Annotated in this window: 8 protein-coding genes; 1 reads left to right on the top strand and 7 read right to left on the bottom strand. The window is 59.7% G+C overall.

What is annotated here, in order from left to right:
- Positions 1-308: 308 nt before the first annotated feature.
- The 3 genes from THTE_RS17775 to THTE_RS17760 form a co-directional block, all read right to left on the bottom strand.
- Positions 309-1,367, bottom strand: coding sequence for a DnaA/Hda family protein (locus THTE_RS17775; protein ID WP_157732223.1), 1,059 nt, complete (start codon positions 1,365-1,367; stop codon positions 309-311).
- A 158-nt stretch (positions 1,368-1,525) separates the two neighbouring features.
- Positions 1,526-1,723 (bottom strand): hypothetical protein, encoded by a 198-nt coding sequence (locus THTE_RS17770; RefSeq protein WP_095416701.1) that lies wholly within the window; start codon positions 1,721-1,723, stop codon positions 1,526-1,528.
- Between the two features lie 708 nt (positions 1,724-2,431).
- Positions 2,432-3,418 (bottom strand): sugar phosphate isomerase/epimerase family protein, encoded by a 987-nt coding sequence (locus THTE_RS17760; protein WP_095416699.1) that lies wholly within the window; start codon positions 3,416-3,418, stop codon positions 2,432-2,434.
- 319 nt (positions 3,419-3,737) lie between these two features.
- Between THTE_RS17760 and THTE_RS17755 the strand changes: the two genes are divergently transcribed.
- Positions 3,738-4,682, top strand: a complete 945-nt coding sequence (locus THTE_RS17755) for a DUF6807 domain-containing protein (protein WP_095416698.1) — start codon at positions 3,738-3,740, stop codon at positions 4,680-4,682.
- A gap of 149 nt (positions 4,683-4,831) precedes the next feature.
- Here the strand turns inward: THTE_RS17755 and THTE_RS17750 are convergent, their stop codons facing one another.
- The 4 genes from THTE_RS17750 to THTE_RS17730 all read right to left on the bottom strand — a co-directional run bounded on the left by THTE_RS17750 (position 4,832) and on the right by THTE_RS17730 (position 11,992).
- The gene (locus THTE_RS17750) at positions 4,832-6,325 is read right to left on the bottom strand and encodes an MFS transporter (protein WP_168175892.1); all 1,494 of its coding nucleotides are present in this window, start codon (positions 6,323-6,325) and stop codon (positions 4,832-4,834) included.
- A gap of 578 nt (positions 6,326-6,903) precedes the next feature.
- Positions 6,904-7,353: an Hsp20/alpha crystallin family protein gene (locus tag THTE_RS17745; RefSeq protein ID WP_095416696.1), complete on the bottom strand. Its 450-nt coding sequence runs from the start codon at positions 7,351-7,353 to the stop codon at positions 6,904-6,906.
- Positions 7,354-7,727: 374 nt separating this feature from the next.
- The gene (locus THTE_RS17740) at positions 7,728-9,827 is read right to left on the bottom strand and encodes a tetratricopeptide repeat protein (RefSeq protein ID WP_095416695.1); all 2,100 of its coding nucleotides are present in this window, start codon (positions 9,825-9,827) and stop codon (positions 7,728-7,730) included.
- A 710-nt stretch (positions 9,828-10,537) separates the two neighbouring features.
- Positions 10,538-11,992, bottom strand: a complete 1,455-nt coding sequence (locus tag THTE_RS17730; protein WP_095416693.1) for a Gfo/Idh/MocA family protein — start codon at positions 11,990-11,992, stop codon at positions 10,538-10,540.
- Between the last annotated feature and the right edge of the window lie 28 nt (positions 11,993-12,020).

Raw genomic sequence — 12,020 nt, 5'->3', positions numbered from 1 at the left:
TGATATCATGATCTAAGAAGTTACTAAACCGCTATTACTCTAGATACCCACTGCCTGGGCTGTTTGAGCACCGCATGTTGGTCCGCAACACATTTGCGGATAATCACTTGTGCTGTACCGCGTGTTGAGGAAAAGGTGTTGGATTGGTGTTGAGGAAGTGTTGGTCGCGCGTCGTGTTTGTCGATCGGTCAGCACTCGAACCCTATGCGATGTCAATGGTGTTGATCTGTAAGGGGTCCGGCTGACACCGTACAGACAGATGTGGACGTAGGAGAATGGGTCAACTGGGACGGTAAAGACGCTGCTAATCACGCGATTCCCAGCATTTCTTCGATCATCAGGAGAGCTTCGCGGACCGTCAGATCTGTTGCGGCCAGTTCTTCGATTTTGCGGCATCCGTGGCCAACCGTGGTGTGGTCTCGCCCCCCGAAATAACGCCCGATTTCCTTGAGCGTCCGTCTGGCCAGCTTTTGACTGAGGTACATTGCGACATCCCGGGCAAGCACTTCCTCTCGTTCCCGGCCGGGGCCCCGCAATCGCTTCAGCGGGATGTGGAAATACCGGGCGGTTGCCCGGGCGATTTGCTCCATGCTCACAAGCGCTTTCCTGTTGTGCTTTCGCACCAGTGACTGCGCGACTGCGTAGTCCACGTGCCGTTCGGCAAGGCTATGGGCGGCCTCCTGCGCAAGCCCCAGTATTTGCCGCGGAGAAAGGGGCAATTCGCGCGCTAAGAGGTCCGTCGCGGCCTCGGTGAGCAAAAACCCGTGCCGTCCAAAGGCCGCCCGGAAAAGGGCTTTTCTCACGGATACACCCGGCAGGGCCAGGGGGGCCGTCAGGCCACCGACGAGGATTTCGCCAATTCGACGGTCGAGGCCCATGATATGCCACGGGCGAACCCGACTGGCTACGGCAACGAGCGGGGAGCCCCGTTCCGCCGCCTGAAGCATCACGACGCATTCTTCCTGTCCGGCGGGGTATTCCGAGAGAAACTGGAGGTCGTCGAGGATGACAAGGTCAGCCGTCTGCCATCTTTTTCGAAACGCCCGGCGACGTCGTTTTGCCAGGGCCTCCGCGACGGCGTGTCCGAACTCCGCCGCATTTTGCCGCAAAATAAGGGCCTCGGGGTACCGCCGTTGAAATTCCCGTTCGAGCAGGTCGAGGAGGTGGGTCTTTCCGGTCCCGGGCGGGCCGAAGAGGGCGAGCGTCCCCGGCGGATTGGCCTCGAGGAAGCGCTCCACGGCGGCGACCGCAAGCCAGTTTTCCTGGGCGACGAAAAGCTCCCCGGGGTGAGCCGGTGGCGGAGTCCCACCCTCACCGTCCAGGTAAGTCACGCCGGGCAGAGAAAACTGCAAATCCAGCGAAGGCACAACCGCGGGGCCCTCCAAAAGACAATCATGTGGACCACACCAACGCCAAATTTGTTACCCTGATGACACTTTCTATTGTAGTGGTCCTGAGGGGACCCCGCGAGGGGGAGGAATGCAAAGCAACAAGGGCGAATCGGGCTATTGTGACATACTTACCCTCACTGCCCGGCCAGAATCCGTGCATTCTTGGCCTGAAGCGTGTACTTCTTCACCCGATTGAGGTAAATTCGCCGTCTTACCTTGCTGCTGACGGTCTTGGCCAGTCGCGCGTACTTTTCCGCCAGCTTCTCCTTAACCTGGGCGATTCGCAAAAGCTGACGCTGCTTGATATTTGGGGGAGTTCCCACGGCGTTCATGGCGAAAATTCGCTCCTCCGATCGCGGCAAACGGGTGCGGGAGATTGGGGTAATCGGTTAATTGAATCAAGTGTGTCCGCTCGCGGCATGTCGGCCAGAGCACCACAGTTGCAGGCGCGATTCCTCGGTCGTGGCATCCTGGGCCGATGCCAGCCGCGCTCACGCGTGGACCCACGTTCAGACGGTAAAACCTTAGTAAATCAGCTCACGGAAAGGCCGTCAAGGACGACAGCCCCTCAGCCATGCTCAAATTGTCCCCGCCCCGGGAAAAGGCTTGTGACCTTCGGAACGCCTTAAAAGGGATGGGATTCAACCCGGAGGAACGTTCTCATCACGTCCGCTTTCTAGAGGGACCTTTTCGGAGGGACGTGCTTGTCACGTCCGCCGTTCCACGTTCGATGATCAATTCCCTTTTCCCGGGCACGACAAGCGTGCCCCTCCGAATCCTTTTTCGGAGGGACCTGCTTGTCAGGTCCGTTTCTTCGGAGGGACCCGCTTGTCGGGTCCGCCGTTCAACGCTGGATCATCCATTCCGTTTTACCGGGGACTGAAGTCCCGCGCCAAAAGCGGGGCTAAAGCCATGGAGTGCGGCGATTTATCGCCGCTTTTCGGTGAAGGCTTTAGCCTTCACAACCGTGCCGTTGGCCCGGATCCATCCGTCTGGCAAATTGATGGAATCTCTGCCGAAGCGTGCCTTCAGAACCCCTGTCAATCAAACGAAACACCCACTTCCTGAGCGACCTGACGAAGGTATTTTTGCGAGTTGCGGTACTCCTCGGCGCTCCGCATGTGTTCCATCATCAGGGGTACGTCACCCGGCAGCGTCGCCAGTCGGGTGAGGTAGGTCCGATAGTCCAGTGCTCCCTGGCCCAGGGGCACTTCCACAAAGTGGATGTTCATTTCCACTTCCCATTTGAGGTCCTTGGCGTGACAACTGACGATCCAAGGACCGAGTTTGTCGAAGCACTCGTTGAGCAGGGCGGTGTTGTTGTAAAAGCGCTCCGGACAGTTGATCAGATTGCAGGGGTCGAGGTGCACACCAAACGCGTCCCGATCCACGGCCTTGATCATGCGAAGATAGGAATCCGCGCTATCAGGCAGGGCCCACCCCATCATCTCGTAGCAAAGCTTCGCCCGTTTTGGCTTGACCGCATCGATAATCTTCCGGGCGTTCTCCACGACAGCGTCGAAAAATTCCTCGGAAAGATTCTTGGGATGGGGACCGAACCAAACGTCCGGGTTGAACGAACCCGCGATGTTGACGCAGCACCGGGCGTTCACTTCTTCGGCAATAGCCAGGCCGTCAATGACGCGCTGCAGGTTCTGGGCGCGAACGTCCGGCCGGGCGTCCAGGAGATTGCACCACACACCAACTTCCGCAATCACCACGTCATTTTTGGCGAATCCCTCCCGAATGGCGCGGAGGCGTTCGCGGTCATCCAGCTTAACCCCGGGACAGTAAGCTGCCCGATAGCCTTCAGCCCGATGCTGTCGGGCAAGCTCTTCCGGGTCTGAAGAACCGCCGAAAATCGGCCCGCCGAGCCGGATGGGATGTCTGGGGGCGGACGCCTGTGGAGCACTGGATTCCGCCACGATCACCGAGGGAACGGCCATGGCGCGGCAGAAGGTTCCTGCCGTAAGGGCAACTCCTGTGGAGCGAAGAAACGTGCGTCGCGAGAATCCTGAAGAAGCCATGCGATAACTCCTTGGTTGCGAGTCATAAACGGAACACATCCTGCGGCCAGAGCCGGCACATTTTTCTCGCTGCCCGGACGCGGATCATTGTAATCGGTAGCGCTGCCTTTGCCACGGCCCGCCTTGCCCGGTGAAGCGGAATGGTATCATCGGGGATGAGGCTGTGGACGTGACAAGCACGTCCCTCCGAGAGAGGTTGGCGGTGAGGCCTGTCATGCCCGTGCCGCGATTTGTCGTTTCGTGCGCCTTGCATGGCAAGCGTCTGTGATTATGATGGCCGGGACGGTCCACCGATCGAACGCATGAGGGAGAGAAATATATGAAGCCCGACGTTTCCAGACGTGTTTTCCTCAAAGTGTCTCTGATAACATTGCTGGGTCCGCGAGCGGCAGGTGATGTAGCCGCGGCCAGAGAGGTGGCGAAGTCTCCGGAAGGGTTGACGGCCTACCAGGAAGGTCCCCAGATCTGGATCCGCTGGAATAACGAGGTGCTAACCAGTTACCGTGCCCATCCCAGTCAAAAATATCCTTACTTTTACCCGCTGGCCGGGCCTCGCACCGGTCTCTCCCTGACTACCGAGACGTCGCTCCCCTGGCCGCACCATCGCTCGCTTCTTTTTGGATGCGATCGCGTCAACGGAGCGAACTACTGGCAGGGGCCGGTCAGTGCGGGGCAGATTGTCTCTTTGGGACCTCAAATTGGCACAACGAAGGATGATTCTGTAGAAATCCTTGACAGTTGTCGTTGGGCCGTGCCGGGACAGCAGCCCGTGCTGTCTGATGAGCGACGGTTCATTTGGCGGATGGTGAGTCCTGAGGTTCGCTTTCTCGATGCGGACATTGTATGGAAGGCTGAGCAGGACGTCACGGTGGAGAAAACCAATCACTCTCTGTTTGCGATCCGAGTGGCGCCCGACATTGCGCCGGTGAATGGAGGGAATCTTGTGAACGCGGAAGGGAGGCAGGGGGAGAAAGGGACGTTTGGGCAGCCCTCTGGCTGGTGTGCGTTTTGGGGAGCCCGCCGCGGGCACGGACCCGTCGAAGGGGTTGCCCTCTTTGATCATCCGTCGAACCCCTGGGCCCCGACGCCGTGGTTTACCCGTGATTACGGCTTCATGTCGCCCACGCCGTTCCAGTTCCAGAACCAACCGTGGCACCTGCCGAAAGGTGAATCGGTGCGGCTGCGTTACCGCGTCGTCATGTTTGCGGGTAGTCCCGAAGATGTGAAGCTCCCAACGCTTTACGAAGCCTGGAGCAAAGAGTGAACGCTGGACCGCTCGCCGATGAGTTTCCTTTTGGAAGTAGCCAGATGGCCGGCAATAGCCACCTAATCATTTGATGGCCGGCAAAAACATCGTCACAAAATCGCGAATGCGAAGCGACCGGACGCTGTTTGCGCGAGGGGCAGAGCTCGTTAACTGGGGAGGTGTCCGATGGTGGCGGCCGCTTCGTCCGGATTGATCCCACCCACGGCGGCAGACGCCGGAGCATCGGCAGCCCCTGAAAGCACCTCTGGGGTCAGAGCGGATCCGTTCTCTAGGCCCACTGTGAGAACACCGGGTGTGGTTGAGTCCCTTTCCTGGCTTGGGGGGTTGTGGGCTGAAGTCGCTGAGGCAACTCCGCTGAGAGCCGTGAGCCTGACCGCAGTCTGCTGCGTGGAGGAATGGTCTGACGTCGGGTGGTTGCGAAACACTTTGGCCCGTTGCAACCAAACGAAAACTGCATCAAAGATGAGGACGCTGAGACAGACCGTCACGAACATGGCAGAGTATCGTGGCAGGCCGAAATCTCCGGCGAACCTGAGCACTGCTCCCGCCATGGGCCCTCCCACCAGGAGTCCCGCGTCGAAGGTGGCCATCATGAGTGTGGTGGCCAGGCCGCGGTGCCGTTTCGGATAGGCAGCGCTACCCAAACCGACAATGGCGGGGAAGAGCACCGCATGAGCCAGCCCGAACACCAGGCCGGGGATCACCAGTTCCCAGGGCTGGCGAACAGTTAAAAAGAGGAGTTGGCTGATGGCGAGGATCACCAATCCCGCAGCGATCACGCGTTCCAGGCCCCAGCGCTGCAGGGGACGCAAAATGAGGGACCGCACCGTGATCGCTGTTATCGCATAGAGCACAAAGAAGCCGCTGACATCGTGGACGCCCATTTCCGCCACAAACCGCGGAAGAAAGGTGGGTGGAATAAAAAGGGCGGCTCCCGCCACAATTCCGGCAGCCACCACCGGCCCCGGCCAGTAGTGGCAGAGGATGCGAAACGTGGAGGGTCGCCATCTTTGTGCAGAGTGTCGTCGGGAACCAATCCGCACGTTGGTCTGGGGGCGGTGCATGCGATGGTTTGTGGCTCGTTCGGGAACCAACCATGCCAGCGGATAGCTGGCCAGACACAATCCAGCAGCCATCAGGAAGAGGTAGTCCGCCGACCATCGATCGGGGATTCCGTGCGGAAAGAGCAAATCGGCAAGAGGCGCTCCCAACACGACTCCGGCAAAGCCGGCTGAACCGAAGATCCCGATGACTTCCGCCAGGCGTTCCTTGGTCACCCGACCCGTCATGAGCGTCATCGAAGCACTGAATACCCCCGCCAGCGTGAGGATGTAGAGAACCCGGGCGATGTAGATGAGCGGGCTACGATAGTCGAAGATGACGAGATGGAGCAAGCAGGAGGCCACCGTTCCCAAAATGGTGATGAGCCACAACCGCCGGGCACCGAAGCGGTCAATGCTATCGCCGAGCGCGAATCGGCCGAGCAAACTTCCCACCATCCCTATGCCGACAATCCAGCCAAGGTGGTATTCTGTACCGCCAAGGAAGTCCACGAAGTCAGCATAGCGGCAGAGAAGTGTGTTGGCTGCCGATACAAGCGCGTTGGACAAATAGGCCAACCAGAAAGTGAAGTCGTACACCCGTCCGTCATCAAGAGCGCCCGGGAGATGCTGTAGTCGACCGGGCAGACCCTTTTCGTCGGATGGGGACATTCGAGGTGAGCGAAGCGAAAGCCGTTCACGGAGGGCGGTGAGCATAAAGAACGAAGCCGAAATGAGTCTTTGCTGGCGCGTGGAAGTTCCCGAGTCAAAGCAGTTCGCAGACCTACTGAAGAATGGACCCGTCCGGAAAAGACTGTGTTCCGAACGGCGGTCCCAACAGGACTACCCTCTCCAAAGAGGCCGTTGTTGGCTCAATGGTTCGTAGAACGTCAATTTTATCTTGCCCGCCGGGCAAAGACAAAGACCAAAAAGTGGCGGGTCCACGCGGAGAAAATGCGTAGTCCCGAAAAAAGAAAAATGTGGGGCGGGCATTGTTGATGCTCCGAAGAACCTTGCCGAAGAGACAGAGTCATCTCCGGAAAGGCCCAGGTGCATCAACCCAGGTCTCAGAGTGCCGGCCCCTCCGCACAACCCTGGACCTGGCCCACCCCACAGGGGCCTGTTTCAGGGGGTGATTCCCTCGCTAGCTGGTCCATCCATGGAACCACCGAAGCGGATCAGGTCTTGACCGGGATCCGTTTCGGCTGGGCGGACTCGTCCTTGGGCAGCGTGATCCGGAGGACACCGTCCTTGTATTCAGCCTCGATCTTGTCCGGATTCACGGCCGCCGGCAGCGGGATCACCCGTTGGAACCGGCCGTATTGCCGTTCCACACGGTGATAAGTCTTGCCTTTTTCCTCGGTTTCCTGCCGCCGTTCGCCCGTGATCCAGAGGTGCCCTTCCTTGAGCTCGACGGAGAAGTCCTCAGGCTTCATGCCGGGCAGATCGACCGAGACTTCGAAGGCGGTGTCAGTCTCCGCCACGTTGACCCTCGGAGCGAACCAGAGGCCCAATTCGGTCCCGCTATCGCTGCCGAAGAATTGATCCATCAATTCGTTCATTTCACGACGGAGCGTTTCAAACAGCCGAGTCGGGCTCGCAGTCCAGGGTACCAGTGTCCGGGTCATCGCCACACCTCCTCTTCCCACTCAGAACACGCCACCGAGCCACCCTCCCCTCGACCCAGCCGGTGGCATCCCGGGCCGAGGTCGCCAGCCACTTGGAGGGGAGATCTTTTGCCCCTCCGCCCTTTCTTTAATGGCAAACACCGTGCCAATTGGCTGAAAAAGGCGACTCATGTGGCAAGAAAGATTGATTCACAAGTCTTTTTCAAATAATAACTTGCGCTGCGATCCGGCTTGCCGTGTGGCTTTCTGAAAGAGAGGCGCGCAAAAAGAGCCGCAACAAAAAGACCAAACTGCCAATCTGGCAGTCCGTGCCGGAAGGTCTTCATTAGCCAATACTTATGTGACGAGCTTATCGTCCTCGGGTGATTTCCGAATTATCGGGGCGTGGTCGAGGGAGCACCCTCCGCGCGGGCGGTTCTGGAGAGCGCTTCCCGCATCGTCTTGAGATTGGAGTTCGGCACGGTCAATGCCGACTCGGGCAAGCGTCGCGCCGCCACCGCCTTCTCCATCAGTTGGACACCTTTTTCTGTGAGCTGGACTGCCCTCTCTTTCTGGCCCGTCTCCCAGTAGGAAACGCCCATGCTGACATAGGTTTCACCCAACCGGCCGGTGGTAGCGTCATCAAGCTGGCCTGCGGCGGCCTCCAGGTGGTCCAGGGCTTTGTCGTAATATGGTGTGGCCTCTGCGTGTTTTTTCTGCTGGATGGCGAAAATGGCGCCCATCCGGAAGTAGAGACGACCGATCAGGTAGTGATCCATGGGGTTGGGAGTATGCCCCGCCAAACCCGCCTCCAGGGCTTCGATGGCCTTTTGGCCGTATTGCAGGGCCAGATCATGCTGCTCCCGGGCCTGGTAGTGCTGGACGGCGTCGTACAGCGCGGCTCCGTATTCCCATTGAAACTGGGCTTTGCGAGTGGGGCTGACGTCCTGGACAAGAAGCTGATACGCCTGATCGAGCTTCTCCAGCCAGGGTTGGGGATCAACCGCCGTGGGGAGGGCCACACTCACCGCCAGCGCGGTCGCGGCCACTTTGAACAGGGCACGCGGAGATTGCCGCTCGTTCTGGACAAGGTCCTCAGCCAGCTCTAAGGCCCGCTGCAACCATCGTCCTACCACAGCCTCTTTTTGCTCCCAGACCCCCCAGGCGATATCCCGGGCGGCGCCCAGATGGGCGTCCACCAGGACGTCCTTGGCTGCCACGCGATAAGCAGGATACGGGTCGGTACGGAGCGCCTGGGCCAACTTGATGGCCTCATAGTGATTCTCCAGGGCCTTTTTGAAATCCGGCGGATCGGCCGCGTGATAGACATCCCCGAGCAGGCAAAGTGCCCGGGCTTTTAAGTGTGGCCGCTGGTCCGCCACAGCCACCACCTGTTCAAGCTGCGAAGTCGCGGCGGCCGTCTGGCGATTCTCGATGAGAATTTGGGCCAAATCCAGACGGTACTGCACTTCCTGGGGATTGAGTTGAACGGCTCGCTGAATACTTTGGAGAGCTTCTGCCGAACGGCCCATGAGGCGTTGGACGCGGGCCTGGAGCCACCACGCGCGATCGGCCTGCGGGTCGAGTTTCAGAGCATGGGATAAATCCCGGAGGGCCACTTCCGGTTCGCTTTCCCAGAAGGTCTCCGCGCGAAGAATGAACGCATCCGCGTTCAGTTCTTCCAGAATGATGTCCGTCACCATATTCGACGCTTTACCGGGCTGGTCTGCCGGGGCAAAGGCGAAAATGACGCCGCGCTCAGGAAACGTCTGCCCGAGGATCTCTCCCTGCGGGTTGGAAATGTACACCGGGCGGATGGCCGCCAGTTCAAGGTGCTGGGCCACCAGATTGGCCGGATAGCTCTTCTCCAACCGCACAACAATCGACCGCACCTTGTCATCGCGGACAAGCACCTCGACCTGCTGGAAAGGCGGCATCTGAAAGAGATACCGGCTTTCCTGATTAAACTGCTTCAGATCGGTGGGTTGGCCCCACTGCTTCAATAGTTCCGCCGCCGTCGTTTGCCCGGGTGTCACTCCGTTGAAAGCGGCGGGCTCAGGCGAGATGTCCACCGGGGTGGTGCGCGGATCCACCTGGGCGTGGGGCTGGTCTTCGGCCGGGGAGTCTCCGCCAGACCCGCTGCTTGGTGGACCACTTGTGACGAGGGGCTCACTGCGAACCCGCAATTCTGGTTGATTGGCGGTTGGATCGGAGGGGGGATTGTTAGTTCCCAATTCGAGCTGGATTCGCTGGGAGCCGCTTCCCGCAGTTTGCCTTTCGTCTGGAGGCTCCCTGCTGAAGTTCTTCTCGGCAGGAGCCAACTCGGTTGCGGCGGTCGGTCCCGGCTGTCCGACGGCGGGCGTGGGTGTTCCAGGGGCCACAGCCGGGGTGGGAACAGCCGGTGTGGGAGCCGGTTCATCCCCAGCAAACCCGGGAATCCATCCTAAAAGCGCCGCGCACCACACAATGGCAGAAAGCCGTACGGCACGCAACATCGCGAAAGTCCTCCTTGAATTTCGCATGCGCGAGAAATTTGCCGGCAAAAACTGGCGGTGCAATTTACCGGCAGGTCCGGGCCGTGTCCAGGGCAATTTTCAACGGGCACAAGACGCGGACGAGAGTCGAGAAATGCGTGCGACGGCGTGCACCGTGTCCCACGGCGGGGATGGAATTTGTTTTTATTGGAGTGTCGCGTGCCAACCGGGCTGACGGCACGGTTGTGAAGGCTAAAGCCTTCACCAGAAAGCGGCGATAAATCGCCGCACTCCATGGAGTGCGGGGCTTTAGCCCCGCTTTCCCCGCGGGACTTCAGTCCCCGGTAAAGGCAAACGGAATATCGAAGGTTGACAAGCGGGTCCCTCCGAAGAAACGGACCTGACGAGCAGGTCCCTCCGGGAAATTGTTCGGAGGGGCACGCTTGTCGTGCCCGGGCAAAGGGAATTGATCATCGAAAGTTGCACAGCGGACGTGACAAGCACGTCCCTCCGGGAGAAACGGACCCGACAGGCGGGTCCCTCCGGAATACGGACCTGACAGGCAGGTCTCTCCGGAGGCACGCATAACGTGGGGTAGGGCCAATTCATGAATTGCCCCTACTGGGAATGCCCGCCACGGCGTCCCAGCGGAGAATGTATTCCATCGCGTGTCATTGGCCCGGGTGGAACAGGGCCCTCCAGGAGGCATCTGACCGGCGGAACGGCCCCTCTTATTTGATCCACGAGGCCACGTTCTTCATCGTCCACGGTTCTCGCTGCTTTCGCGTCAGCATGCCGTTGGCCTCTTCGTCATCCACGAAGCGCTCCTCGGCGGGATTCCAGCGGAGTTTTCGCCCCAACATCATGGCGATGTTTCCAATGTGAGCGATGGTGATCGTGCGATGGCCGATCTCTGCCGGGGCATAACAGGGCTGGCGGGTTTTAATGCAGTCGAGGAAGTTCCGGTGTTCTCCCCCTTTGCCTCCGTCCTCGCGTTTGACGACTTCGCTGGGAACATAAAGACCCAGGGCCTTGGGATCGACGTCCACGTCCAGGAATTCCCGCCGGCTGGCGCGGAGCGCCCCACGCCAGTTGTGCGATTCGATCCAACCGTCGGTACCTTCAAAGCGGATGCCGGGGGAAGAGGTACGTCCCACCAGGGGTGTGGAGCGGTCGGCCTTGGCAGGGTCCAGGTCGCCTGTTCCTGCCGATACCCGCATCGTCACGCCATCGGCGTAACGGTAATGGAGGTCGAAGGTGGGCGCCGTGTTGTAAACGGCATCCCGTGGGGGGAAGTCACCCCGGCCTTCCACTTCGACAGGCCCGGTGTGTTCCGTGTTGTGGCCCCACTGGGCGAGGTCGATCATGTGGGCGCCCCAGTCGGTCAGCACGCCGCCGGAGAAGGCCAGATTCCAGCGGAAATTTCCGTGCACGCGGGCGGCGATGTAGGGCATCCACGGGGCCTGGCCCAGCCACATTTCGTAATTGAGATAGGGCGGCGGTTCTTCGATGGTGTCTTTTCCGAAGGTTTCTTTCGCTTCTCCCACCACCCGCATGTTCGTGTTGCCGATCGGCAGGCGGACTTCGATATGTTGGAGCTTTCCAATGACCCCGGCGCGAACGAGGCTGATGAGACGAATATAGACATCGATGGAACGATTCTCGGAGGCCGTTTGGAAGACCGTCTTATGCTCGGCCACGGTGCGACAGAGCACCTGCCCTTCTTCCACAAACAGTGTGAGCGGCTTCTCGCACAGGACATCCTTTCCGGCCATCGAGGCCATCATGGCGGGAAGGACGTGCCAGTGATCGGGCGTGCAGTTCATAATCGCCACGATGTCTCGCCGATTGATCAGGTCTCGAAAGTCCCCGTAAACAGCGCACTCTTTATACTCTGTGCCCAGGAGCTCGCCGTAGAACTTGTCCACGCGCTCTTTCCCTGCGGCGAGATGTCGCTGATCGACGTCGCATACGGCGATGACCTGTGCATCCTTATGGCGAAAGACCTGAGCAAGATTCCAGCCCACACCGTGACCTCCGCAGCCGATGAGCCCGAGGGTGACCCGCTCACTGGCCGGACTCAGGCCAGCAAGCCCCAGCGCCGAGGCCTTTACGAAGGTCGGCAAGGCGAGACTGGAGAGCAGTCCTCCCAACACCTGACGGCGGTTCAACTTGTGATGCAACATGAGAGACCTCCCGGCACATCGAGGAATT

Source organism: Thermogutta terrifontis, assembly GCF_002277955.1.
Classification (GTDB): domain Bacteria; phylum Planctomycetota; class Planctomycetia; order Pirellulales; family Thermoguttaceae; genus Thermogutta; species Thermogutta terrifontis.
This window is presented reverse-complemented; position numbering and strand designations above follow the sequence as displayed.

What these genes read in the sequence shown, in the direction of transcription:
- THTE_RS17745 (WP_095416696.1), bottom strand. Translation starts at nt 7,353, where the DNA reads ATGACCCGGACACTGGTACCCTGGACTGCGAGCCCGACTCGGCTGTTT.
- THTE_RS17760 (WP_095416699.1), bottom strand. Translation starts at nt 3,418, where the DNA reads ATGGCTTCTTCAGGATTCTCGCGACGCACGTTTCTTCGCTCCACAGGA.
- THTE_RS17730 (WP_095416693.1), bottom strand. Translation starts at nt 11,992, where the DNA reads ATGTTGCATCACAAGTTGAACCGCCGTCAGGTGTTGGGAGGACTGCTC.
- THTE_RS17740 (WP_095416695.1), bottom strand. Translation starts at nt 9,827, where the DNA reads ATGTTGCGTGCCGTACGGCTTTCTGCCATTGTGTGGTGCGCGGCGCTT.
- THTE_RS17755 (WP_095416698.1), top strand. Translation starts at nt 3,738, where the DNA reads ATGAAGCCCGACGTTTCCAGACGTGTTTTCCTCAAAGTGTCTCTGATA.
- THTE_RS17770 (WP_095416701.1), bottom strand. Translation starts at nt 1,723, where the DNA reads ATGAACGCCGTGGGAACTCCCCCAAATATCAAGCAGCGTCAGCTTTTG.